The sequence below is a fragment of the Aeromonas sp. ANP5 genome (genome assembly GCF_963870295.1).
In the GTDB taxonomy this organism is placed as follows: Bacteria; Pseudomonadota; Gammaproteobacteria; order Enterobacterales; family Aeromonadaceae; genus Aeromonas; species Aeromonas veronii.
Window position 1 is genome coordinate 38,128 of the sequence record NZ_CAWMRY010000011.1, and the last position, 25,265, is coordinate 63,392.

General features: G+C 60.8%; 19 protein-coding genes. 10 read left to right on the forward strand and 9 right to left on the reverse strand.

Annotated elements, in window-relative coordinates:
• Positions 1 to 131 precede the first annotated feature (131 nt).
• Entirely contained in the window at positions 132 to 851 is a 720-nt protein-coding gene (locus AACT07_RS08570; RefSeq protein ID WP_445206772.1) for a hypothetical protein, read from the forward strand.
• A gap of 12 nt (positions 852 to 863) precedes the next feature.
• On the opposite strand, the gene AACT07_RS08575 is transcribed toward AACT07_RS08570, so the two are convergent.
• The 3 genes from AACT07_RS08575 to AACT07_RS08585 form a co-directional block, all read right to left on the reverse strand.
• Entirely contained in the window at positions 864 to 1,325 is a 462-nt protein-coding gene (locus tag AACT07_RS08575; protein ID WP_069527220.1) for a DUF2919 domain-containing protein, read from the reverse strand.
• A 148-nt stretch (positions 1,326 to 1,473) separates the two neighbouring features.
• Positions 1,474 to 2,421, reverse strand: a complete 948-nt coding sequence (corA, locus tag AACT07_RS08580; protein ID WP_005337059.1) for a magnesium/cobalt transporter CorA — start codon at positions 2,419 to 2,421, stop codon at positions 1,474 to 1,476.
• 293 nt (positions 2,422 to 2,714) lie between these two features.
• A complete protein-coding gene (locus AACT07_RS08585) occupies positions 2,715 to 4,358 on the reverse strand; it encodes an electron transfer flavoprotein-ubiquinone oxidoreductase (RefSeq protein WP_069527221.1) in 1,644 nt (547 codons plus the stop codon).
• A gap of 169 nt (positions 4,359 to 4,527) precedes the next feature.
• Here AACT07_RS08585 and AACT07_RS08590 point away from each other — a divergent pair, with 169 nt between their 5' ends.
• The 5 genes from AACT07_RS08590 to aroG all read left to right on the forward strand — a co-directional run bounded on the left by AACT07_RS08590 (position 4,528) and on the right by aroG (position 10,304).
• Complete coding sequence (locus AACT07_RS08590) at positions 4,528 to 5,280, forward strand: electron transfer flavoprotein subunit beta/FixA family protein (protein ID WP_069527222.1); 753 nt, start codon at positions 4,528 to 4,530, stop codon at positions 5,278 to 5,280.
• Positions 5,277 to 6,203, forward strand: coding sequence for an electron transfer flavoprotein subunit alpha/FixB family protein (locus AACT07_RS08595; RefSeq protein ID WP_069527231.1), 927 nt, complete (start codon positions 5,277 to 5,279; stop codon positions 6,201 to 6,203). Before AACT07_RS08590 ends, AACT07_RS08595 begins: the two co-directional genes overlap by 4 nt.
• A gap of 225 nt (positions 6,204 to 6,428) precedes the next feature.
• Positions 6,429 to 7,517 (forward strand): 3-phosphoserine/phosphohydroxythreonine transaminase, encoded by a 1,089-nt coding sequence (gene serC, locus AACT07_RS08600; RefSeq protein WP_069527233.1) that lies wholly within the window; start codon positions 6,429 to 6,431, stop codon positions 7,515 to 7,517.
• A 227-nt stretch (positions 7,518 to 7,744) separates the two neighbouring features.
• Complete coding sequence (gene aroA / locus AACT07_RS08605) at positions 7,745 to 9,028, forward strand: 3-phosphoshikimate 1-carboxyvinyltransferase (protein WP_005351267.1); 1,284 nt, start codon at positions 7,745 to 7,747, stop codon at positions 9,026 to 9,028.
• 220 nt (positions 9,029 to 9,248) lie between these two features.
• Positions 9,249 to 10,304 carry a 3-deoxy-7-phosphoheptulonate synthase AroG gene (gene aroG / locus AACT07_RS08610; protein WP_005351268.1) on the forward strand — a complete coding sequence of 352 codons (1,056 nt, stop codon included), beginning with the start codon at positions 9,249 to 9,251 and terminating at the stop codon, positions 10,302 to 10,304.
• A gap of 126 nt (positions 10,305 to 10,430) precedes the next feature.
• On the opposite strand, the gene AACT07_RS08615 is transcribed toward aroG, so the two are convergent.
• The gene (locus AACT07_RS08615; RefSeq protein ID WP_005360022.1) at positions 10,431 to 12,026 is read right to left on the reverse strand and encodes a methyl-accepting chemotaxis protein; all 1,596 of its coding nucleotides are present in this window, start codon (positions 12,024 to 12,026) and stop codon (positions 10,431 to 10,433) included.
• A gap of 256 nt (positions 12,027 to 12,282) precedes the next feature.
• Here AACT07_RS08615 and hutW point away from each other — a divergent pair, with 256 nt between their 5' ends.
• Positions 12,283 to 13,644 (forward strand): heme anaerobic degradation radical SAM methyltransferase ChuW/HutW, encoded by a 1,362-nt coding sequence (gene hutW / locus AACT07_RS08620; RefSeq protein WP_069527235.1) that lies wholly within the window; start codon positions 12,283 to 12,285, stop codon positions 13,642 to 13,644.
• Between the two features lie 111 nt (positions 13,645 to 13,755).
• Here hutW and AACT07_RS08625 read toward each other — a convergent pair whose 3' ends face one another.
• Positions 13,756 to 15,123 carry a DEAD/DEAH box helicase gene (locus AACT07_RS08625; RefSeq protein ID WP_069527241.1) on the reverse strand — a complete coding sequence of 456 codons (1,368 nt, stop codon included), beginning with the start codon at positions 15,121 to 15,123 and terminating at the stop codon, positions 13,756 to 13,758.
• Positions 15,124 to 15,305: 182 nt separating this feature from the next.
• On the reverse strand, positions 15,306 to 15,782 hold the full coding sequence (locus AACT07_RS08630; protein ID WP_069527243.1) for a glutathione peroxidase: 477 nt from the start codon (positions 15,780 to 15,782) through the stop codon (positions 15,306 to 15,308).
• Positions 15,783 to 16,131: 349 nt separating this feature from the next.
• Between AACT07_RS08630 and AACT07_RS08635 the strand changes: the two genes are divergently transcribed.
• A complete protein-coding gene (locus tag AACT07_RS08635) occupies positions 16,132 to 16,740 on the forward strand; it encodes a 2OG-Fe(II) oxygenase (RefSeq protein ID WP_069527245.1) in 609 nt (202 codons plus the stop codon).
• 204 nt (positions 16,741 to 16,944) lie between these two features.
• Complete coding sequence (locus tag AACT07_RS08640) at positions 16,945 to 17,934, forward strand: D-alanine--D-alanine ligase (protein WP_047438279.1); 990 nt, start codon at positions 16,945 to 16,947, stop codon at positions 17,932 to 17,934.
• Between the two features lie 170 nt (positions 17,935 to 18,104).
• Here the strand turns inward: AACT07_RS08640 and mngB are convergent, their stop codons facing one another.
• Together mngB and mngA are read right to left on the reverse strand one after the other, a co-directional pair.
• Positions 18,105 to 20,759, reverse strand: coding sequence for a mannosylglycerate hydrolase (mngB, locus tag AACT07_RS08645; protein WP_069527248.1), 2,655 nt, complete (start codon positions 20,757 to 20,759; stop codon positions 18,105 to 18,107).
• An 86-nt stretch (positions 20,760 to 20,845) separates the two neighbouring features.
• Positions 20,846 to 22,792 carry a PTS 2-O-a-mannosyl-D-glycerate transporter subunit IIABC gene (mngA, locus tag AACT07_RS08650; protein WP_069527250.1) on the reverse strand — a complete coding sequence of 649 codons (1,947 nt, stop codon included), beginning with the start codon at positions 22,790 to 22,792 and terminating at the stop codon, positions 20,846 to 20,848.
• A gap of 246 nt (positions 22,793 to 23,038) precedes the next feature.
• On the opposite strand from mngA, the gene AACT07_RS08655 reads away from it, so the two are divergent.
• Positions 23,039 to 23,758, forward strand: coding sequence for a GntR family transcriptional regulator (locus AACT07_RS08655; protein WP_069527252.1), 720 nt, complete (start codon positions 23,039 to 23,041; stop codon positions 23,756 to 23,758).
• 116 nt (positions 23,759 to 23,874) lie between these two features.
• On the opposite strand, the gene xseA is transcribed toward AACT07_RS08655, so the two are convergent.
• A complete protein-coding gene (xseA, locus tag AACT07_RS08660) occupies positions 23,875 to 25,254 on the reverse strand; it encodes an exodeoxyribonuclease VII large subunit (protein ID WP_069527254.1) in 1,380 nt (459 codons plus the stop codon).
• Between the last annotated feature and the right edge of the window lie 11 nt (positions 25,255 to 25,265).

Below are 25,265 nucleotides of genomic sequence, written 5' to 3' on the forward strand. Positions count from 1 at the left end.
TGTTGGCTGCGGGCGCAGGTCTACGCCTGAGCAGAGAGAGAACAGAGAGCGAGAAGAGCACAGAGAACGAGGAGAGCGTAATGGTTCGGATGGGCAAGGTTGGCCGCAGGGTGCTGCTGTGGCTTGGCTGCATGATGGGACTCTGGAGCCCGTCGTTGTGGGCCGAGGTGAAGGTGATCCCGGTCTTCGAGGCGCAGGCGGCGGTGCAGACCCTCAAGGAGATCTATCCCCAGCTTGGGGTCAGCGCCATGGGGAATCAGCTGGTGCTGAGCGGGACGCCAGCCCAGCTGCAGGAGGCCGAAGCCACGCTGGCGCAGATCAACCAGCCACCGCAAAGCCTGCTTATCGAGTGGCGGGTCGATGGTGCCGCCAGCGGTCAGCAACTGGGGGGGTCAATCAGTCGCGACGAGGTCAAGCGGCAGTGGCTGGTCGATGGCAACGCCCGGCAGTACCAGCGCAGCCAAAACGACAGCTGGCAGGTGCGCGGGCTGTCGGGCCGTCCCGTGCTGCTGCAGATGGGCTCCTATCAGCCGGTCACCTTCTATCAGTGGAACGGGGGCGCCGTGGTGGGGATGATGCCGCTGGTGAACGGCCTCTATGCCACGGCCACCTTGATTGGCGATCGGGTGCAGATTGCGCTGAGCAGCGAACAGGCGAGGCTGGATCAGGGCACCATCAATCGTGGGCAGAGTGCCACCGAGGTGAGCGGGGCCCCGGGCCAGTGGCTGACGGTGGGGGAGCTCTCGACCAGCTCAGCGGATCAGGGGAGTAGCCTCGGCACCCAGCTACAGGGTGGGCGAGGCAGCCAGAGCGAGCGCCAGACCCTGCAGATCCGGGTCACTCGTCAATAGGTGTCAGCCCCGTCAGTGGGGCTGATCTGCGGCATATTCCCGTAGCTGGCGACTGCGCAGCAGATACCAGAGCGCCCAGAGGCTGGCGACCAGCACCAGTGCGGTGGGCCAGCTGAATGACCACTTCTGCAGATTGAGGCTGTGCAGTTGCATCAGCAGACCGCTGACGGCAGAGCAGAGCAGCAGCAGCGGGCTGTAGCGTCGAAGTCTGGCGCGAATGCTTTGGGTCTGCTGATAGGTGCCGCCGCAGGCGAGCAACGCCAGCATAGCGGGCACGTCGGTCAGCAGGCTGATGTAGAGGGTGATCTTGTCCGGATAAAAGAGGGTCAGGATCTCGCTGCCGCTCTCGCGGGTGACCCCTGCCATCAAAAAGAGCCAGACCGAGCGGGTCAGCAACAGGGCGATGGGCCAGAACCAGAGGGGCGGGCGCAACTGGCCGTGATCGTCATATCGGTGTTCGGGGTAGAGGGTCATGGTTGCCCGTTATCCACTTGAATTGAGTGATGGAGGGGATATGGGGCGACGAAGCGCCTTTTGCAAGGCGTTTGGCGTGGCGCAAATTAATCGGGGGGCCATGCCCCCCAATCGGTTTCTTCAGATATCGCAGCGCGCGTCGGCGGCGTTACAGCCAGCCTTTGCGCTTGAAGAAGAGGCCGGTGCCGAGTGATGACATCACCATCAGCACCAGTGACATGGGATAACCATACTCCCAGGCGAGCTCCGGCATGCGGCCGAAGTTCATGCCGTAGATACTGGCGATCAGGGTCGGCGGCAGGAAGATCACGGCGGCTACCGAGAAGATCTTGATCACCTTGTTCTGCTCCAGATTGGTCACCCCCATGGAGGCCTCCAGCTGGAAGTTGATCTTGTCGAACAGGAACTGGGTGTGGGGCAACAGGGATTCCACGTCGTGCAGCATCTCGTCGATCCACTTGTTCTGTTCAAGGCTCATGCGCTGGCGCAGGCTGCGTTTGAGGAAACGCAGGGCGCGGCGGGTATCGTGCAGAGAGAGACGGATCTGGCCGTTGGCCTCTTCCTGTGCCATCAACTCTTTCAACATGGGGTTGATCTGATCCGGCTCGAAGATCTGATCGGCGGTGTTTTCCAAGGTCTTGTAACCATCTTCGATAAGGTCGGAGAGGTACTCCACCTTGAGGTTCTGCACCTCCAGCAGGATGTCGAGGGCATCCTCCACCTCCAGCCGATCCTGGCGCATATAGTGGCGCAGCAGGCGCACCAGCCCGATGTCATCTTCGCGAATGCTGATCAGCAGGTTGTTGCGCAGGGTAAAGGAGACGTGGACACCCTTGGTGTCACGACCGATCCGCTGGGGAAACAGGGAGTGAATGTGTAGACCATCGGTATCCCAGTAAAAACGGGCGGATGCTTCGATGTCGTCGAGCTCTTCCTTGTCGGGGACCTCTTCCAGGAACAGGCCCGTCAACCATTCTCGCTCTGCCGTGTCCGGCTTGTAGGCATCAAGCCAGACCGTGTTGTCAGGTACTATGTCGTCAGGCCCGAGCGTGACTATGTCCAGCACCTTGTTATTGAGAATGTAGGCGGTGATCATCTGTCCCCCCTTAAAAAGTCATGGGTAATCAGGGATGGTTGCACAGGTCATGCGGCCTTAGATCGCTGCAGAAGGCGATCCCGTGGATAAGCAGATCGGGCCGATGGAAAACCTGAATGCGGCGAACTATACAGGGGCGGGCCGCGCTTGTCAGGGGCTATTCATCAGGGATTCAGCTTGTTTGTTCAAAAAAACAGCGAGGTCGGATCACCTGAGCGGCTATGCGGGGTAGAACCCAGCCTTTGGCTGGAGGAGGGCTAGCTGGGGCTGCTTGTTGCCGCTGCCCCGCTTCATCACATATTGGGATAATTGGGCCCGGAGCCTCCCTGTGGCGGTGTCCAGACGATATTTTGACTGGGATCTTTAATGTCACAGGTCTTGCAGTGGATGCAGTTGGCGGAGTTGATCTGCAGTTTGGCCGCGCCTTCCATTTCCAGTACCTCAAACACCCCGGCCGGACAGTAGCGTTGGGCGGGTTCGGCCCAGGTGGGCAGATTGACCTCGACCGGAATGCGCTCGTCCTGCAGCTTGAGGTGGCAAGGCTGATCCTCGTCGTGACTGGTGTTGGCCAGATACACAGACGAGAGCTTGTCAAAGCTCAGCTTGCCATCGGGTTTGGGATAATGGATGGGCTCGCAGCGGCTGGCAACGCGCAGCTGACGGTAATCGTGAGCCTTATCGAGCAGCTTGAAGGGCGAGTTTGCGCCAAACAGCCGTTGCTCCAGCCAGTTGAAGGCACCGCCTAACCAGGGACCATAGCGGTGAAGCGCCGCGCCGAAGTTGCGCGCCGCCTTGAGTTCGCGGGCCAGCCAGCTCTGGTGCAGCTCGTCACCATACTGGGCCAGATCCCGGCCCCCTTCATCGCCCCCCCGCAGGGCCATCGCGACGGTTTTTGCCGCCAGCATGCCGGACTTCATGGCGGTGTGGATCCCCTTGATGCGGGAAAAGTCGAGAGTGCCCGCATTACAACCGATCAGCAGGCCGCCCGGGAAGTGCATGCGGGGCAGGGCGTGCCAGCCCCCCTTGGTGATGGCGCGGGCGCCATAGCTGATGCGCTCACCTCCTTGCAACACGCCAGCGATAAGCGGGTGATGTTTGAGGCGCTGGAATTCGTCGAACGGGCTGAGCCAGGGATTCTGGTAGTTGAGATCGACAATCAGCCCGACTGCCACCTGATCCTCCTCCATGTGATAGAGGTAGAAACCGCCGTGACTATTGCCGCCCCCTTGCTTGCCGAGGGGCCAGCCACTGCCGTGCAGCACCTGTCCCGCTTTGCCTTGACCTACTGGCAGTTGCCACAGCTCCTTGAAGCCGATGGCATAGTGCTGGGGCTGGGCAGGGCTTGCCAGGTTGAAGTCGGCGATCAGCTGTTTGCCGAGATGGCCGCGGGCCCCTTCGGCAAAGAGGGTGTAGCGGCCGAGCAGCGCCATGCCGGGCACATGATCAGCTTTTGGATTGCCCGCCCGATCCAGCCCCAGATCGCCGGTGATGACCCCCTTGACCCGGCCCGCTTCCATGATAAGTTCGCTGGCGGTAAATCCTGGGTATATTTCGACTCCCAGTTTTTCCGCCTGCTGGCCAAGCCAGCGGCAGAGATTGCCGAGGCTGACGATGTGACAGCCCTCATTGTGCATCCGGGGTGGCACCGCCCAGGCGGGGAGTTGCAGGGAACGTTGCTCGCTTTGCAGCAGATGAACCTGATCGTCGCTGACCGGCACGCCGAGCGGCGCTTGCTGCCAGCAATCCGGCAGCAGCTCTTGCAAGACGACGGGATCAAAAAGGGCGCCGGAGAGCAGATGGGCGCCAATTTCGGCCCCCTTCTCCAGTAGACAGACAGAGAGAGTGGCATCCTGCTGTTTCAGGGCGATGGCTGCACTGAGCCCCGCCGGACCGCCGCCGACGATGACGACATCAAATTCCATTGCTTCCCGTTCCATCTTGCCTCTGCGCTCTGGTTGGCCTAGGGTAATGCTGGTAGTTTACGTAAACGTAAAGCGATTGTAAGCAAAGCTGAGCAAGAAAAAGCAAAAAATCAGGGAAGAGCGTACTGCAACAAACGCAGAGGCACACTAATGAATTCAATCCAAAGAGACGAGGCATGACCCCATGAAGCTGCTGGTCGCAATCAAACGGGTAGTCGACTACAACGTCAAGATCCGGGTGAAGGGAGACGGCTCCGACGTGGAGCTGGCCAATGTGAAGATGGGGATCAACCCCTTTTGTGAAATTGCGGTGGAGGAGGGGGTCAGGCTGCGGGAAGCCGGGGTTGCCAGCGAACTGGTGGTGGTGACCTTCGGCCCTGACGCTGCCGCCGAGCAACTGCGGCATGGGCTGGCGCTGGGGGCGGATCGGGCGCTGCATTATGTCACCGATGAGACGCTCACCCCGCTGACTGTCGCCCGCGCCTTGCACAAGGTGTGTGAGCAGGAGCAGCCGGATCTGGTGCTGCTCGGCAAGCAGTCCATCGATTCAGACAACAATCAGGTGGCTCAGATGCTGGCGGCCTTCAATGAGTGGCCGCTGGCGACCTGCGCGTCCGCCCTTAAGGTGGAAGCGGGGGAACTGCTGGTGACTCGCGAAATCGACGGTGGCCTCGAGACCCTGGGCATGCCGTTGCCTGCGGTGGTGAGCGCCGATCTGCGTTTGAATGAACCGCGCTTTGCTTCGTTGCCCAACATCATGAAGGCCAAGCGCAAGCCGCTTGATAGCGCCCCGTTCTCGACACTCGCCGTTGAGGTGGCCAATCAGACCCGTTTGCTCGGGGTGATGGCGCCGCCAGCCCGCAGCGCCGGGATCAAGGTGGGCTCGGTGGACGAGCTGGTGGACAAACTCAAACACGAAGCGAAGGTGCTGCCATGAGCGTGCTGATCATTGCCGAACATCATCAGGGCCATCTGGCCGACAACGTGGCACAACTGGTCACCGCCGCCGGATCCATCGGCGGTCAGGTTGACCTGCTGTTGCTGGGTCAGGGGCTGACCGAGGCGGGTGAACAGGCGGCTGCCCTTGGCGGTGTCGACAAGGTGTTGCTTGCCGAACATCCCCGCTTGGCCGACGGGCTGCTGGATGGGGTGGACAAGCTGCTGGCCAGCTGGTGCGAAGGTTACAGCCACTGCCTGATGGCGGCGAGTGCCATGGGCAAGGCGCTGCTGCCACCGGTGGCGGCCCGGCTCGGGGTGGAGATGCTCTCCGAGGTGACGGCTATCGAGAGCAGCGACACCTTCCTGCGCCCCATCTATGCGGGCAATGCCATTGCCAGAGTGGTGAGCTCGGCGCCCGTCAAAGTGATGACGGTGCGGGCTACCGCGTTTGCCAAGACGGCGACGGGCGGACAGGCTCTTATCGAGCACTTGGCCGTGCCCGAATTCGCTGGTCGTACCCGGTTGGTCGAGCGCCGCGCGGTGCGCTCAAGCAGGCCCGAACTGACCGCCGCTCGGGTGGTGGTCTCCGGTGGCCGAGCCCTTGGTTCCAAGGCGCAGTTTGCCCTGATTGAGGCGCTGGCCGACAAGCTGGGCGGTGCCGTGGGGGCATCGCGAGCCGCCGTTGATGCAGGATATGTCGCCAACGATCTGCAGGTGGGGCAGACCGGCAAGGTGGTGGCGCCCGAGCTCTATATCGCGGTCGGTATTTCGGGCGCCATCCAGCATTTGGCGGGGATGAAGGAGTCGAAGGTTATCGTGGCCATCAACAAGGACAGCGATGCCCCCATCTTTCAGGTGGCGGACTACGGGCTGGTGGGGGATCTCTTCACTCTGCTGCCTGAGCTCACCGCCAAACTGTAAATTTGTCAGAAATGGCTGGGCTGTGGTCGTTTATGCGCTCTGCCCGCCATTTCTGTGCATGTTCCCTGCAAGCCCTGACCCGTTCAGGGCTTTTTCTACTGCAAGGGAGACGCAGAGTGACGGTAAAAGGTTGAGCCAGCTCCCAAAAAGCCTTTGATCCGCTGGCTGCTCTTGTGTAAAACCTGACAAGTCATCGATTACTCTCATCCACTCACGGAAAGCGTCATGAGCAAACAGATTTACAACTTCTGCGCCGGCCCCGCCATGCTGCCGGTTGAAGTAATGGAGCGCGCCCAGCGCGAATTTTGTAATTTTCAGGGGCTGGGAGCCTCGGTCATGGAGCTTTCCCATCGCGGCAAGCCCTACATGGCGGTGGCCGAGAAGGCTGAAGCGGATCTGCGCGAGCTGCTGGCGGTGCCGGACAACTACAAGGTGCTCTTCATGCACGGCGGCGGCCGCGGTCAGTTCTCCGCTGTGCCCATGAACCTGCTGGGCGGGGCCAACAAGAAGGCGGACTTCCTGCTGACCGGTGTCTGGTCCCAGAGTGCTGTGGATGAAGCCAAAAAGTATGGCGATATCCAGACCTTCCAGGGGGTTGCCAAGAACGAGCAGGGGATCTCCCACCTGCTGCCGACCCCGGCGTTTCGCGCCGATGCGGCCTATGTTCACTACTGCCCGAACGAAACTATTGACGGCATCGAGATGTTTGACATCCCAGCCACCGGCGAGGTGCCGCTGGTAGCAGATCTCTCCTCCACCATTCTCTCCCGTCCTCTCGACGTGAGCCGCTTTGGCATCATCTATGCTGGTGCCCAAAAAAATATCGGGCCGTCCGGGCTTGCCATCGCCATCGTGCGCGATGATCTGCTGGATCAGGCGAGAGCCGATGTGCCCTCGATTTTTGACTACAAACTCACGGCCAAGAACGACTCCATGTTCAACACGCCGCCCACCTACGCCTGGTATCTGGCCGGTCTGGTGTTCGAGTGGCTGAAAGAACAGGGTGGCCTCGAGGCGATGGAAGCGCGCAACAAGGAGAAAGCCGACTTCCTCTATGACTATCTCGATCAGTCGAGCTTCTACGGCAATCAGGTGGATGTCAGCTGCCGTTCGCGGATGAACATCCCGTTCCAGCTGAAAAATGCCGATCTGGACAAGCAGTTCCTGGCCGAATCGGAAGCCGCTGGCCTGCTGGCCCTCAAAGGACACCGCATTGTCGGTGGCATGCGCGCCAGCCTCTACAACGCTATGCCGCTGGAGGGGGTGAAGGCCCTGGTGAGCTTTATGGATGGTTTTGCCAAGCGCAACGGCTGAGAAGAGAGTACTCACGTGCTTGCTGGCGGCCTCTCGTGACAACTCGTGAGCCGCTTCCAGCTATTGCAGTGATTCAAGACGCCGGGGATACCCCGGCGTCTTTTTTTCAACAGAACCAGCGCGCTGGCGTTTACCGTGCGATTTCCCCTGAAAGTGCCCTTGCCGAGCGGGACGCAGGCTGTTAACGTCCGGACAGGCGTTTATTTTTGAGATAGCACAGGAAGTCTATGAATTCGTTGCGTTTGGAACCCATTTCTCGTGTGGCCGGTGAGGTTAATCTGCCCGGCTCCAAGAGTGTCTCTAACCGTGCGCTGCTGCTGGCGGCGCTGGCTCGTGGCACCACCCGTCTGACCAACCTGCTCGACAGCGATGACATTCGTCATATGCTGGCTGCGCTGACCCAGCTCGGGGTCAAGTACAAGCTCTCCGCCGACAAGACCGAGTGTACCGTGCAGGGTCTGGGTCGCAGCTTTGCGGTGAAAGAGCCGGTCAATCTGTTCCTCGGCAACGCCGGTACCGCCATGCGACCGCTGTGCGCCGCCCTGTGCCTCGGCTCCGGTGAATATACCCTGGGCGGCGAGCCGCGCATGGAAGAGCGTCCCATCGGCCATCTGGTGGATGCCCTGCGTGAAGCAGGTGCCCATATCCAGTACCTGAAACACGATGGTTATCCGCCGCTGGTGGTGGATGCCAAGGGGCTGTGGGGCGGCGATGTGCACGTCGATGGATCCGTCTCCAGCCAGTTCCTGACCGCGTTTTTGATGGCTGCGCCGATGGCGGCCGGTGATACCCGGATCCACATCAAGGGGGAGCTGGTCTCCAAGCCTTACATCGACATCACTCTGCACATCATGAAGCAGTTCGGGGTGGTCATCGAGCACGACAACTACAAGCTGTTCTACATCAAGGGCAACCAGACCTACATCAGCCCGGGTGACTTTCTGGTGGAAGGGGATGCCTCCAGCGCCTCCTACTTCCTCGCGGCGGGTGCCATCAAGGGCAAGGTACGGGTCACCGGTATCGGTAAGCACAGCATTCAGGGTGATATTCACTTCGCCGATGTGCTGGAGAAGATGGGTGCGCGCATCACCTGGGGTGATGACTTCATCGAGGCGGAGCAGGCGCCGCTGCACGGAGTGGATATGGACATGAACCATATTCCCGATGCGGCCATGACCATCGCGGTTGCCGCGCTGTTTGCCGAGGGGCCGACCTCCATTCGCAATATCTACAACTGGCGGGTGAAAGAGACCGATCGTCTGCACGCCATGGCGACCGAGCTGCGCAAGCTGGGCGTCGAAGTGGAGGAGGGGCATGACTTTATCACCGTGACCCCGCCGACCCAGCTCAAACATGCCGAGATCGATACCTACAACGATCACCGTATCGCCATGTGCTTCTCGCTGGTGGCGTTGTCGGATACTCCGGTCACCATCAATGATCCCAAGTGCACGTCGAAGACCTTCCCGGATTACTTCGACAAGCTGGCCAGTATCAGCCAGCGTGGCTGATCACTGACAAACCCGTCATCACCGACGCTTCGGGCCCGCGCTGAGCGGGCCTTTTTGCCTTCCTCACCAGCATCGTCATTTCTCTTAGCATCATTTCAATAACTTGCAAGACTGCCATATAAAATAGTTTTGTGATTGCTGTAATTTCCTATTTACACATGCCCTGTCGCGGGCTATGTTGAGATTTCCTAATCGCAGTCATCTAGCAGGAAGCCTTGTCATGCAGCATCAAACCGACGACGTTCGTATCAGTGAAATCAAAGAGTTATTACCCCCGGTTGCGGTGCTAGAGAAGTTTCCGGCTACCGAGGTGGCCTCGTCCACCGTTTTTGAATCCCGTCAGGCCATTCACAATATCCTGGCCGGCGAAGATGATCGTCTGCTGGTGGTGATTGGCCCTTGCTCCATCCACGATCCGGTTGCCGCGCTGGAGTACGGCAAGCGCCTCAAGGCGCTGCGCGACGAGCTGAAAGGTCAGCTGGAGATCGTGATGCGGGTCTACTTCGAAAAACCGCGCACTACAGTGGGCTGGAAGGGGCTGATCAACGATCCGTACCTCGACAATAGCTGCAAGATCAACGACGGTCTGCGCATTGGTCGCAAGCTGTTGCTGGATCTCAACGACATGGGGCTGCCAACTGCCTCCGAGTTCCTCGACATGATCACCCCGCAATATGTGGCGGATCTGATGAGCTGGGGCGCGATCGGTGCCCGTACTACCGAATCCCAGGTACACCGCGAGCTGGCCTCCGGTCTCTCCTGCCCGGTGGGCTTCAAGAACGGCACTGACGGCACCATCAAGGTTGCCATCGATGCCATTGGCGCTGCCAGTGCGCCGCACCACTTCCTGTCGGTCACCAAATACGGTCACTCCGCCATCGTGGCGACCCGCGGCAACCCGGACTGTCACATCATTCTGCGTGGTGGTCGTGAGCCGAACTACAGCGCTGCCCATGTCAGCGAAGTTGTGAAGGGGCTGGAGAAGGCCGGTCTGCCGCAGAAGGTGATGATCGACTTTAGTCACGCCAACAGCAGCAAACAGTTCAAGAACCAGATGGTGGTGGCCGAAGATGTAGCCGGTCAGTTGCGTGCCGGCAGCAAGGCGGTGTTTGGTGTGATGGTGGAGAGCCATCTGGTAGAAGGCCGTCAGGATCTGGTGGAAGGGTGTGAACTCACCGTCGGTCAGAGCATCACCGATGCCTGCATCGGTTGGGCCGATACCGAAGTGCTGCTGCGCAATCTGGCGGATGCCGTCGCAACCCGTAACGCCCGCTAAAGTCATCCCGGCGGCGTAGTTAATAGTCAGCGCGCCGCTGGAACAGCAACGATGCCATTCAGCCAAATCGAATCCATAAAGCAAAAGCGCGACCCTCGGGTCGCGCTTTTTCGTTGGTCAAGTGGATTACCAACGGTAGGTTTTCAGCAGCGCCTCCAGTTTCTGGCACTGCTCCACCAACTGGATGCTGGCGAGGTTGGCGGCGTGCGCCTGACCCAGGGTGTCGTTGGAGGTGTTGCGAATATCGCTGACCGAGCTGTCTACCTCATGGCAGACCCTGTCCTGCTCTTCGGCCGACTGGGCCATCTGGGCGTTGAGGTCGTTGATGCGGGCGATGCGCTCGATGATGTTCTGCATGGCTGCCAGGGTCGCTTCGGTCTTACTGATGCTCTCATCGGCTTTGCTTTTTGCATCCCCGATCACCGTAACAGCGCTCTGGGCCTCATTTTGCAGGGCGGCGATCATCTGGGAGATCTCTTCGCTGGCGGCGCGGCTGCGATTGGAGAGGGCCCGCACTTCATCGGCCACCACCGCAAAGCCACGGCCTTGCTCACCTGCCCGGGCCGCTTCAATCGCAGCGTTGAGGGCCAGCAGGTTGGTCTGATCGGCAATCCCCTTGATCACCTCGAGCACACCGTCAACCGCAAGACAGCGACTGTCGAGTTGCTGGATCACCTGATCCACTCGATCGATCTCTGCCGACATCTCGCCCATATCGGTGATGGAGTGCTGGGCGAGGCGGCTGGTGTCGGCGGCATCCTGATTGGTGAGGGCGGAGAGCTCGGCGCTGTGGCGGGCATGTTCGCGCACTTCATGAGAGCTGGCGGCCAGCTCGCTGACGGCGGCGGCGACCTGAGTGGTCATCCCCTCTTGCTGGCGGGCCGAGTTTTCGGTCTGGGTCGCCACCTGACGGATCTGGTTCGACTCCTGATAGAGCTGGTGGGTTGCCCCTTCCACCTCCTGCAGGCTGTGGCGGAATCCCTGCACCATGTCATTGACGGCGCGGGTCATCTGGCCCAGTTCATCCCGGCTGTGATTGACCAGGGGGAGGGCGAGGTCGCGCTCTTTGGCCATCCGGATCATGGTGAGCTGCAGCTGGCGCAGTGGGTGTTTCACGTAGCGTTGCAATACCCACCAGAGCAAGCCGAAGCCGAGGCTGAAGACGGCGGCTAGGCTGCCGCTCAGGATCAGGTTGTTGTGGCGGATCTCGCCGAAGGTGTGGCTGAGGTCATAACTGATCCGCACTGCCCCCATCACGGTTCCTTCATTGACCTGGTGGCAGGTGAGGCACTGGGTGCCGCGATACTCCTTGTAAGCTTTGAACGGTTTGATCAGGGTGAGCCGGTTGCCCTGCTGCTCCAGGATGGCTTCGCCCTGATTGATGGCACGCTCATCGAGGGGATCCTGCGCTTTCTGATCCGGGTGGCCCGGGCCAAACAGGTTGCTGACGGCTGGCGCGCGCACTAGGCGGGCCTCAACGATGCCCGCTTCACTCTTGAGTTTGGTCTGCACTATCTGCCGGTTGGCCATGCCACCTGTCATCATCAGCACGTTCACCTGATCCATATAGGTGTTGGCCATGCTCTCAACTTTCTCCTCAGCCAGCCGGATGGCGAGATCCCGTTGCAGCCAGGCAGAGAGTTCGAAGCAGAGGCCAAAGGTGGTGCTGATGACCAGCGCAAGAGGGAGGAATATTTTCCAGTTCAAGGAGAGGTTATGCATTTTGGGCAAGTTCCATGCGCTTGGTGTTGTTATGTGATCCCGTATCATCTTGATCGTAGACGAAGAAACGGCGGGAGATGGTTCTCTATCGGCACACGATAACCACTCTTGAGTAAATAATCTGTTAAGCAGATCGGTAATGCAGGTTGCCAAAATGCCTTTCGGGAGGGGGGCTGCTCCTCGGGTTGATCCAGAACAAATTGCAAGTAACGATAATCGTTATCATTGTCATTATTTGCTGATAATAGTGACCATCATGAATCTGACCCCTTCCATGACCGGCATTGCCACGCCGGATCCCCTCAAGTTTGCTTTTAGCGCCAAGACCTCGGCTCACGCCAGTCGGGGAGGGATGCGCCCCTTCCCGCTGGATGAGGCAGGCTGGCAGAGCTGGTGGCAGCGAGAGACTGAAGCTGAGGAGCGCGCCCTCTACATCCATATTCCGTTTTGCCGAAAGCGCTGCAGCTTCTGCAATTTTTTCGAAAATGGCGCCAATCCGGCGCGGATAAACCGCTATGTCAACGCCTTGTGCGCCTCCCTTGCGCAGGCGGCTGACACCCCGCTGGCTCAGAGCATGCCGTTTTCAGCCGTCTATGTGGGGGGCGGTACGCCGACCGACATGAGCGCCGACGAGCTGGCCATGCTGGCCGCCATGATCCGCCGTTTTCCGCTGGCGGCGGATGCCGAGGTGACGCTGGAGGGACGCCTCAACGGCTTTGATGATGAGAAATGGCAGGTGGCGTTGGCGGGGGGCTTCAACCGCTTCTCCTTCGGGGTGCAGAGCTTTGATACCCGGGTGCGTCAGCAGGCGGCCCGTTTCGATGACAGGGAGACGCTGCTGACCCGTCTGGGTGATCTGACCCGGGATGATGTGGCTGTGATCGTGGCGGATCTCATCTTTGGTCTGCCCGGTCAGGATGATGCCGTGTGGCAGCAGGATATCCGCGATGTGATGGCGAGTGGTGTACACGGGGTCGATCTCTACCAGCTCATCGCCATGCAGGGCACCAATCTGGAGCGGGCGCAGGAGAAGGGCACTCTGGATTGGCTCGCCGATGGCCAGCAGCGGGCGGCCATGTATGCCTATGGCGGGGCGCAACTGGAAGCTCACGGCTGGGAGCGTCTCTCTTGCAGTCACTGGCGGCGCAGCCCGGCCGAGCAAAGTCGTTATAACCAGATGGCCAAGCGCGGTGCGGAGATCCTCCCCTTTGGCGCCGGTGCTGGGGGCAGCATTCTTGGCCACGGCTTGATGTATGGACGGGATCTGGCCCCCTGGCATGACGCGCTGGCCAGTGGCAAGCGGGCGCCCGGGATGGTGATGGGACGCAATCCCAATGCAAGGATGGACGGTCTGCTGCGTGGCGCCCTCGACAGTGGCGTGCTGGCGCTGGATCGTCTGCCAGCGCCTTTGCTGACCCATCTGATGCCGCTTTTTGCCGTCTGGCAGCAGCACGGGCTGGCCGAGATCGAGAATGCACGGTTGCAACTCACCCTCGCCGGACGCTTCTGGAACGTCAATATGCAGGCTGGCTTGTTCGAGTTCTTGCAGCTCAATCCGCTCGATGGTTCTGCGCCGCCCAGCCATGGTACCGCCGCGGTACGCCATTCGCTGGTTTGAGCCCGGGCGGAGCATTTGCACGGAGCATTTGCCCGGCTCCGTGCGATCCATAACGAAAGAGAGAGCCTTGCAGGCTCCCTCTTTTGGCTTGGCAGTTAGCGTCGCGCGAGCTTACTCGTCGTTGCTCTCCTGATAACTGTCGCGCATTGCTTTGGGCAAGCGGCGCATCGGCGCAAAGCCGATATCCTCGCCCACCACTTCGCGCTTGCGGGCCGGTGCAGGTTTTTTGCTGGCGTCACCCTTGGCTTTGCCCTTGCCCGCGGCTGGCTTGCCCTTGGCATGACCGCGAGACCGAGGCGGGTTCTGCACCGGCTTGCTGCCCGGCAGAGTCTGGCGACTCGGCTTGCCGCTTGGCTCATACCCTTCCAGGATCTCCACGGTCAGGGATTGGCCGATCAGGGCTTCGATAGCCTTGAGCTGACCCAGCTCGTCCTGGCTGACCAGCGAGATGGCCTCGCCGCCACGACCGGCGCGGCCGGTACGGCCGATACGGTGGATGTAATCTTCCGCCATCTGGGGCAGTTCAAAGTTGATCACGTAGGGCAGTTGATCGATATCGAGACCGCGGGCGGCGATATCGGTCGCTACCAGCACCCGCACCTCGCCACTGCGAAAATCGGCCAGCGCCCGGTTGCGGGCACCCTGGCTCTTGTCACCGTGGATCGCCACGGTATTGAGACCATCTTTTTGCATCTGCTGGGCGAGGCGGTCGGCGATCTGCTTGGTGCGAACAAACACCAGCACCCGCTGCCAGTTGCCACGGCCAATCATGTGGGAGAGCAGCTCGCGGCGGCGTTCCCGATCCACCTGAATGATGCGTTGGGTTACCTGCTCGGCAGCAGTATTGCTGGGGTCAACCTCGATCAGGGTGGGGTCGTTCAGCAGATCATCGGCCAGCGCCTTGATGTCGTTTGAGAAGGTGGCAGAGAAGAGCAGGGTTTGCCGCTCTGCAGGCAGCGCCTTCATGATGCGGCGAATGTCGACGATAAATCCCATGTCGAGCATGCGATCCGCTTCATCCAGCACCAGCACTTCCAGCTGGCTCAGGGTCAGGGCGCCCTGGGTCAGCAGATCCAGCAGACGGCCCGGGGTGGCGACCAGAATGTCCACACCCAGCTTGATGGCGTCCAGATTGGGCTTGATGCTGACACCGCCATAGGCGATCAGAGTCTTGAACGGCAGGTGGTGGGCATACTTGATGATGCTCTCGCCCACCTGTGCCGCCAGTTCGCGGGTCGGGGTCAGTACCAGTGCGCGTACCTGACGACGGCCACGACCATGGTTGGCCAGCAGACGCTGCAACATCGGCAGGGTGAAACCGGCCGTTTTGCCTGTGCCTGTCTGAGCGCCGCCGAGCACATCCTGACCGGCCAGAATGGCCGGAATCGCTTGCTGCTGGATGGGGGTTGGCTGTTCGTAACCCAGCTCCTTGACGGCCCGCAGAATATGCGGAGACAGACCCAGTTCGTTGAATGACATGTTCGAGAGAAACTCCTGAGATGAGCCTTTGGCTCAACGGGCAGCCAGCGTGTTGGGGCCAGCCACGATATGGAAAAGATAGTGGGGCCGTAATATAGCAAAAGAGCGGCCGATGCGCAGTAGCTGTCGCACCGGCCGCCATACAATCGTTCAACGCAGTGGCGTAAAACGGTGCGGGAGCATCAGAGCATCTCGCGGATCTGCTCGGCCAGACTCTCCGGTTTGGCCTGGGGGGCGAAACGCTCTACCACATTGCCATCGCGGTCGATCAGGAACTTGGTGAAGTTCCATTTGACGTTTTCCAGCCCAAGAAAGCCCGGTTTCTGTTGCTTGAGCCACTGATAGAAGGGGTGGGCATGCTCACCGTTGACATCGCACTTGGCCATGATGGGGAAGCTGACCGGATAGTCGAGGGAGCAGAAGCGGGCGATCTCGTCCGCATCCCCCGGCTCCTGATTGCCAAACTGGTTGCAGGGGAAGCCCAAAATCACCAGCCCCTTGGGGCCGAGCTCCCGATAGAGCGTTTCCAGCCCTTCATATTGGGGAGTAAAGCCGCAGCGACTGGCCACATTGACCACCAGCACCACCTTGCCCGCCAGTTGAGTCAGCGGGTAGGGGGTACCATCCAGTCGTTGCAAAGTGAGATCGGGCAGAGGCATAAGAAGATCCTTTCGTGGGTGATGCGCGGGTTGTGCCGTGAGTGGTTCGGTCGGTGACAGAGACAAGCGCCGGATGAACAGCAACATGGCGATGCGGCTACGGTATCGGCTGGCTCTTGGCACCGCAAGGAGGCCGCGGCGCCTCCTCGTCCCGATTGCAAGGGCCATCACAGTTCGACAGCCAATACGCTCTTTGGCAGGGCGGGATCACAACTGGCGACAAAAATGCGGGGAGGCGGGCAACAACTCGCGTATTGATGTTGGGACTTCTCAAGAGAAGCAAACCGGTTTGTGACTTTGCCGGTAAGTCGCTACAAAGCGCCCTCTTTCCACTCATTGTGAGCCAATCTTGGACTATCAAGCTGCCATGGATGCCATTTACACCCGGGGATGGGTGATAGTGGATGATTTTTTGACCGTCGCCGAGGTGGATGCCCTCAAAGCCTGTTTGCCAGGCGAATGGCAACCGGCCGGGATCGGCCGTGACGCCCTGCATCAGGGCAATCCCGACATTCGCCGTGACCAGATCCACTGGCTGGAGCCCTCCCTCGGTGCGCCGGTGGCTGACTACCTCGCCCGGATGGAGTCCCTGCGTCTTGCCGCCAACCGGATGCTGATGCTGGGATTGTTCGACTACGAGGCCCACTTCGCCCGCTATCGCAGCGGGGATTTTTATGCCACCCATCGGGATGCCTTTGCCGGTCGCTCCAACCGCCGTCTTACCACCGTGTTTTACCTAAACAACGACTGGCTGCCCGAAGCGGGTGGAGTGCTACGCATGTATGACGACAAGGAGCAGTTTCTGATGGATGTCAGCCCCAAGGGGGGGAGGCTGGTCATGTTTCTCTCCGAGGAGTTTCCCCACGAGGTGCTGCCTGCCAATCGCGAGCGCTACAGTATTGCCGGCTGGTTTCGGGTCAATGGCAACGGCATGGGAAGGGTCGATCCCCCGCGCTGAGGGGCAATGTGTCCCGATTTTGACATAGGGGAGACTTTTCACTGCAAGAAGTGGGGTCATGGGTCTCCCATCAGCTGACAAGGGTTGATCTCCCTTGCTACACTGGCGCGCACTTATGTTCGTATCTGGCTTCGTCCGGTTTTTATGGTGGTTTGCTTATCAAATGGTCATGACGAGGCCGCTTTTCCCAAGGGATCACATCTAATGAAGAACATGCATGTCTTGCTGCTGTGCGGCGGCGGCGGCTCAGAGCACGAAGTTTCTCTGCGCAGCGCCAATTTCCTCGAGCAACAACTGGGCCTTCTGCCCGGTGTCGAAGTGACCCGCGTCGAGATGTTCGCCGATCGCTGGCTCAGTGCCGATGGCCGTGAGTGCAAGTTGGGGCTCGACAAGCTGCTTTCGTTTGACAGCGTGGCCCGTCCGGTGGATTACGTGGTGCCCTGTATCCACGGCTACCCGGGTGAGACCGGCGATCTGCAATCCTTCCTCGAACTGGCCGGATTGCCTTATCTCGGTTGCGATGCCGAGGCGAGCAAGATCTGCTTCAACAAGATCAGCACCAAGCTGTGGCTCTCCGCCATCGGCATTCCCAACACCCCGTACCTGTTCCTGACCGAGCAAAATGAGGCGGCGCTTGCCGAGGCCAAAGCCGCGCTGGCCAAGTGGGGCAAGGTCTTTATCAAGGCGGCTTCCCAGGGCTCTTCCGTTGGCTGCTACTCCGCCAGCAACGAAGCTGACCTGGTGAAGGGCATTGCCGATGCCTTCGGTTACTCCGAGCAGGTACTGATTGAGAAGGCGGTCAAGCCGCGCGAGCTGGAAGTGGCGGTTTACCAGTATGGTGACGAGCTGGTGGCGACTTATCCGGGCGAGATCTGCGTGCCGCAGGACAAGTTCTACACCTATGAAGAGAAGTACAGCAGCGCCAGCCATACCGAGACGGCACTGCGTGCCGAGGGGCTGACCCAGGCGCAGGCCGATGCGATCCACGAGTATGCCCTCAAGGCGTTCCGTCAGCTGAAACTGACCCATCTCTCGCGCATCGACTTCTTCCTGACCGAGGAGGGGGAGATCCTGCTGAATGAAATCAACACCTTCCCGGGCATGACCTCCATCTCCATGTTCCCGAAACTGCTGGAGCATCACGGTCACCGTTTCTCTGACTACCTTGAGCAGATCCTGCGCAAGGCCAGCTAAGCGCGCTCTCCCGCTCGCGGGATGAAGCAGGGCCCAATAAAAAATCCCCGCCAATCGGCGGGGATTTTTTTATGCCTTTATCAAGCGGGGGAGGCCAGCTTGAAGGGATAAACAGGCGGGGAGGGGATGACTCTTCCCCGCCTGTTGCTACCTGTGGGTGTTACCGGCGGTTAGCCGCGAGCCACCCGAAAGCGCACGCTGCGGGAGTGGCACGGCGCCAGCTCGCCAAACTCGCCAGCGGCCAGTTCAAGGGGCAGGGGCTGCTCGTCCATCCGCACCGCTTGCCAGTCGTTCAGGGCGTGTTCGCAGCTCACTTTGCCTCCCTCCAGTATTGCCTGCTCGCTCGGGTTGTAGACCCGGATCACCAGCGCCTCTTCATCCTCTGCCTTTTTCAGGGCGCTCAGCACCGGACCGGAGGGATCCATGGAGAACAGACTGAAGTGCAGCGGGGTGGTGAAGCTTGCCTTGTTGAGCTTCATGGCATCGAACGGGATCTTGTTGTAGCAGCGCACCGGGGTGAGGTAGCTGCGCGCCGCTTGCATCACGTTGGCGCTGATGTGATCGCCGGCAAACGCCAGCAGGCTGAAACGGCAGCTGAGCTTGCCACGCACCTGGGAGTCCGGGGTGGGCAGCTTGATGCCGGAGGGGCGACCCGGGCGCAGCAGCAGCTCCTCTTTACCGAGTACGCCGACCCCGCGCAGCAGGGTGAGTGCCAGGGTGTCGCACTGCTCGCCGATCACCTCAAACTCGCGCAGACCGTCACTCAGCACCGCCAGCCCCTGCTTGCCATCTTGCAGGGCGACGAAGTTCATCAGCTGCCAGACCGGAATGGGAGCCTCTTTCCACCCCTCCGCTTCCCAGTCGGCCATGGCGCTGTCGCGTGTGGGGCGAGTGATGCAGCCAAACTGGTTGTCAGAGACCACTGTGTCGCTCGGGAAGGGGGTGGGGATCAGCACCCGCACCCGGTGATCATCGGCCTGATTGTCGAGCTCCAGCTCGATGTCGATGCGTGGGCTCTGGTGCGCCAGCGTGATGCGGCAGGTGACATCGAGGTGGCCGCTGCACTGACGGTTGGCCCGCTCGGCGAGGTTGGCCGGCAGCGCCATACGCAGTTTGAGGGTCGCGATGCTCTGCCACGCCTGATGGGTGATCTCGCGGGTCACGGCAAACTCGGTGGAGTAGCGCAGCCACTCATCCCGCGATGGCGAGTAGTCATACTCGTCGCCATCATCTGAACCCTCTTCGAGCGTGAGCACCTGATCAAAGGTGGTGCCGCGCAGTTTATCCAGGATCTGCAGGGTGCCGTTGTCGTTGAGGGCGATGCGATAAAAATCGTTCTCCAGCAGCTCGCCGCTGGCTGTCACCGGTTGCTCCAGTCCTGGCTGGTTGCCCTCGATATGGAGGGTGCAGTAGCCCATGGCGGGCAAGGGATGGTAGAGCTGGATGTCGTACTCCATAAAGGGGTCGTAGTTGCCGTAGTGAACGATCTGTCTGTCCACCAGACCCGGGTCAATCTCGCGCTTGGCGCGGATGAAGTAGGGGACCGGCTGGCCTGCTTCATCGCGCAGGGCAAAGGATTGGGCACGAATGCGGATGCTGGTGTTGATCACCTCCTGACGGGGGAAGGGCATCAGGTTGAAGAGGCAGAGTTTGTCGGCCACCTGCACGCCGTCTTCACAGAGCGCCACCGGCATGTTGTCGACAATCTTGCGCATGTAGAAGCGGATCAGGTTCTCGGCCATGTCGTCGGCCAGAATGAAGCGGGTCATCACCTCCTGATGCACCTTGTCGCTACAGCAGCAGCCGATGCTGTCATGGGCGTGGTTCTTCATGATCTCCTTCCACATCTTCTCCAATAGCCCGTGGTGGTACTCGAAGCCGAGCGCCCAAGCGATGCTCGCCAGTGGTTCGAGGATGTTGACGATCTTGTTCTCGATGGCGGCGTGGGCCAGCTTGATGTCCATCCGGGTGGAGGAGATGGTGCGATGTACCCGCATGTATTTGCCGTCGTTGAACTCCCCTTTGAGGGTGGCCAGTTGGTCGCGGCACGCCTCGATGCGCTCGAAGACCTGCTCGAAGCGGCTCATGTGGAATTCACGCTGGGGGTAGATCTCCCGCAGCTTGTCGATAATGGCGAAGATGTTCTGCTGCAGCGGCATCTGGTCGTGGCCGTTGGGCAGCAGGATATCCTTGGTCACCGAGGCCTTCTCCAGCACCTCGAAGTAGGATTCGAGCCGCTTGCGCAGCCCAGCTTCATCTTCCGGCAGGTACTTGCCGATGGCGTAGCCGAGCGGCAGTACCTGGGCGGTCACCTCGCAGCCGTCGTTGCTTTGCCAGAGGAACTCGGTCTTGTCGGTGCCGTGGCGCTCGGAGCAGCCGCGCCAGAACATGGCACGGTCAATCCCGAAGCCGTTGAAGATGTGGGGCAGTTGGGAGGACATACCGAACGAGTCGGGCAGGTAACCGATCTTCATCGGCTCGCCAAGGCTAAGGCAATCGCGCATCCCGTAGAGCAGGTTGCGCAGGATGGACTCGCCGCTCACCTGCATGGTGTCGGTCTGGGTGTACCAGGGGCCGATGATGAGCTTGCCCGCTTCCACCAGCGCCTTCACCCGGGCCTTGTTCTCGGGCTGGATGGCGAAGTAATCCTCCAGCACCGCAGTCTGGCCGTCGAGCACATAGAATTTGTAGTCAGGGTCGGATTCAAGACGCGCCAGGATCTCCGCCATATTGTTGACCAGCAGGATGCGGGACTCCTCGGTGGTGAAGTACCACTCCCGATCCCAGTGCATATGCGGAGTGATGTGAACTCGTGAAACTGTCATGACAATGATCCTTTGCTGACGCACGGCGGCCCTTGCCTGCCGTGCGGAAAAATAGTCTGTTGAAAAAGCGGTTGTGAAGATGAGCCTTACTCTGCGGCGACCACCTGATAGGTGCCGCGCTGCATGGCGTGACGGCGCCAGCCGATCAGCACCACAGTGGAGATAAGGGTGCCCACCAGCGCCGCCCCGAGCCAGACGGCGGCAGCCATCAAGGCGCCGTGGCCGCCATCGTGGAGCAGGAACAGGGAGAAGATGCCGGCCCCCGGGGTGGAGAGACCAATTCCCATGGCACCCACCATGGCGCCGGTGACCACCGATCCTGCGAGGAAGGAGCCGATCACCCGGATCGGATCTTCGATGGCCATCGGAATGGCGCCCTCGGTGATCCCTGCCAGCCCCAGCAGCCAGGTCGACTTACCGGTCTCGATCTCGAAGGTCTGGAACAGGCGCGGTGCCAGCAGGGTGGAGAAGGTGACGGTAAAGGCCGAGACCATCTTGACCGCGCCGAAGATGGCGTAAGGGCCGTAGACCCCGTTGGCCATGGCGCCGAGGCAGAAGGCGTAGGCCGCCTTGTTGACCGGGCCACCCAGGTCAAACGAGCACATAAAGCCGAGCAGGGCGCCCAGCACCAGCGCATTGGTGCCGGAGAGGCCGTTGAGCCACTCGGTGAGGCTGTTGTTGAGCCAGGCCACCGGCTGACCGATGACAAACAGCATCAGGCTGCCCGCCACCAGGGTGCCGATCACCGGATAGAGGTAAAAGGTGAGAAAGCCGTTGAAGTTGGGGCTAAGGCGCACATGCTGCTTGACCCAGCGCATCAGGTAACCGGCGATAAGGCCACCGACCACGCCGCCGAGGAAGCCGGAGCCAATCATGTTGGCGGCCAGTCCCGCCGCAAAGCCCGGGCCCAGCGCCGGTTTGTCTGCCAGCGAATAGGCGGTATAGGCCGCCAGCACCGGCACCATCAGGGTGCCCAGCATGCCACCGCCGAGTTTTCGGTACATCCAGAGCCAGGAGTTCTCGGTATCAAACAGATGTTGCAGGCCGAAGATCTGGGCCAGCAGCACAGAGACGGCGAGCACGGTACCGCCTGCCACGATGAGCGGCACTGCAAAGGAGATACCGCTCAGCAGCGCCTGCTTGAGCTCGGTCTTGAGGCCCACCTTCTTGCCGCTTGGGGCATCGCTCTGGCTGGTGTTGGGCGTCGGGGCGGTGCGCCCGGCCTTGGCGGCCTCCAGCGCGTCATTGAGGATCCGCTCGGCATGGCGGATGGGCTCGGCCACCGGCGTCTCGATACGGGGGATGCCGGCGAAACGCTCCTGCTCCTTGATGGCCACCTCGGCGGCGAAGATGCAGGCCACCGCAGAATCGAGCGCTTCTTGCGGCAGGCGATCCTCGATGCCGTTGGCACCCTGCTTCTCGACCAGTACCCGAATGCCCAGCTTGCGCCCCGCCTTTTCCAGATACTCGGCAGCCATATAGGTGTGGGCGATCCCCGCCGGGCAGGCGGTGACACAGACCACAGTGGGTTTATTTGTATCTGATTTGTCTTCTTTTTCTGGTTGCTTGCCACTATCCCCTTCGCCATCGAGTAGCGCCATCAGCTGCTCGGCACTCTGGGCCGCCAGCACTGCCTCGCGGGTATCGTCATCCACCAAGGCGGTAGTGAGGGTGGTGAGCAGCTGCATATGGGTCGAGCCCGCCTGATCGGTCGGGATCGCCAGCATGAAGATCAGGTTGACCGACTCGGGGCCGTCGATCCCCTCCCAGCCCAGCTCCTCGCTTAAGGTTGCGACGGCAAAGGCCGCTTCGCGCACCGCATCGCACTTGCCGTGGGGCACCGCCAGCCCTTCGCCAAGGGCGGTGGGGCCCTGCGCCTCGCGGGCCATGACCGCGGCCAGAAAGGCGGCCTTGTCGTGCAGCTTGCCGGCCTGATCGAGCCGATCAGCCAGGGCATGAATGGCCGCATCCCGATCGGCAAACCGGGTTTGCAGCGTGATGAGATGGGGGCCGGTAAGACTGGTCAGATTCATGATGATCCTCTGTCAGGTTGGCTTGCCAGCAAGCCGTCATGGTGAAAGTGACAGCGATGCTAACAAATCGGCCGACTGATTTTTGTGAGTGGTATCATACAATTTGTTATTTGTATTGCTTTTGTATTGTTTGTCCAAGATGATTTGTTAGGTCAAATGGAGCGAGCCGTTTTGTCTGCCGAGCAACTGGGGTAGAATGGCGCCTCTTCCATTTATCATGGCGCAGAGCCGACGAGGTGGCCTTTCGTGTCGAAAAAACCCATGTATCGCCAGATAGCCGACACCATCCAGCAGTGGATTGCGCAAGGGGAGCTGGCCCCCGGCGATGCCCTGCCCACCGAAGCCGAGTTGCGCGAGCAGTTCGGGGTGAGCCGGGTGACGGTGCGTCAGGCCCTCAAGCAGCTGACCGAACTCAACGTCATCGAGAGCATTCAGGGCAGCGGCAGCTATGTGCGACAGGAGAAGGTGAACTACGACATCTATCAGCTCACCAGCCTCTATGAGAAGGTGACCGATCCGGCGGCCGAGACTCACAGCGACATTCTTGCCTTCGAGGTGATCAAGGCGAGCCGCGAGCTGGCCGAGCGGCTCAATCTGCTGGAAGGGGCGCTGGTCTACTACGTCAAGCGAGTGCGCTTTATTCGCCAGATCGCGGTAACGCTGGAGGAGACCTGGATGCCGCTCGCTCTCTTCCCCGATCTCAGCTATGCGGTGATGCAGGGTTCCAAGTACCACTACATCGAAGAGGTGAAGCAGCTGGTGATTGACCGCAGCGAGCAGGAGATCATTCCGGTGCTCCCTTCGGCGCAGGTGGTGGAGGCGCTCGGTATCGATCCAGCCAAGCCCATTATCGAGAAGGTCTCCCGTGGCTTCTTGCAAGATGGCACAGTGTTCGAGTTCAGTCGCAACTTCTTCAAGAGCGATGATTACAAGTTCACCCTGATAGCCCGCCGTACCAAGGGGTGAGCGGGCGCCAGCGCCCGAGATAAAAAAGGCCACCACCCTGTTTGCGGTGGTGGCCTTTGTTTTTGGCTGATTGCCGGGCTGAATAGCAGATTGGCTGGTGGTTTGATGCAGCCGAGCTACTGCGCTGAGTCGTTGATAACTTCCTCGACCCGTACCTGCAAGCTCCCTTGCGCCAGGGTGGTGATGAGCTGGTCGCCACTGTTGACCTGATCGGCGCGGCTGATGACTTCTCCGCGCGCAGTGCGGGTGATGGAGTAGCCGCGCCCCAGAGTGGCGAGCGGGCTCACCCCGTCGAGGCGGGCGGTGAGCATGGCGAGGCGGTGGCTCGCAAGGTCTTGCCGCTTGGCAATCAGGGCATAGAGCCGCTCCTCGGCCAGCTGATGGCGGCGCTTGCCAGCTGCCAAGAGGCGCTCCGGACTCTTGCCCTGCAGGCGCAGCTCAAGGTTGGTGAGGCGCCGCTCACCCTGATGCAGCCGCTGGCGCAATAGCTGTTGCAAACGGGTGGAAAGCTCGTCGAGGCGCTGGGACTGCTGCTCCAGTCGCCGCTTCGGATCCTGATGGTCGAGCCGCTTTTGCAGCAGGATGAAATCGTGGCGGGCGGCGGTCTGTTGGCGGTTTATGGCCTGCAGCAGTCGCTGCTTGAGGTGGGCGAGGCGCTGAATGCGGGCCTGATTGTCTGGCGCCACCAGCTCGGCGGCAGCCGACGGGGTAGGGGCGCGCAAGTCGGCGGCAAAGTCGCTGATGGTGACATCCACCTCGTGGCCCACCGCGCTCACCACAGGTATGGTTGAGTGGGCAATGGCGCGCGCCACAGCCTCTTCGTTAAAGCACCAGAGATCTTCGAGAGAGCCGCCGCCGCGCCCGACGATCAGCACATCCACCTCGGCGCGCTGGTTCGCTTTGGCGATCGCCGCGACGATCTGGCTGATGGCGGCGCTTCCCTGTACCTGAGTCGGGTAGATAAAGACCGGCAGATCCGGCGCGCGCCGTTTAAGCACCGTCAGCATATCGTGCAGGGCGGCGCCGGTAGAAGAGGTGACCAGTCCCACCGCCCGTGGTTCGCGGGGCAGCGGCCGCTTGTGGCTTTCGTCAAACAGCCCCTCGGCGCCGAGGCGGCGCTTGAGCTCTTCAAAACGCAGGGCCAATACGCCGTCGCCCGCCGGCTGCATCGACTCGATGATCAGCTGGTAGTCGCCGCGCGGCTCATAGAGGGAGACCCGCGCCTGCACCAGCACCTGCATGCCATCCTGCGGGCGAAACGCCACCCGCCGGTTGTTGCCCTTGAACATGGCGCAACGCACCTGCGCCGACATGTCCTTAAGCGAGAAATACCAGTGGCCTGAGCTGGGCATCGCCAGATTAGAGAGCTCGCCGGTCAGCCACACCAGCCCCAGATCCTGCTCCAGGATCATGCGCACGGCGCTGTTGAGGCGGGTGACGGTAAAGACCTGCTGCTCGCGGCCGCTCGCCGCACTGGATGGGGTAAATCGGTTCAAAGGCGTACCTG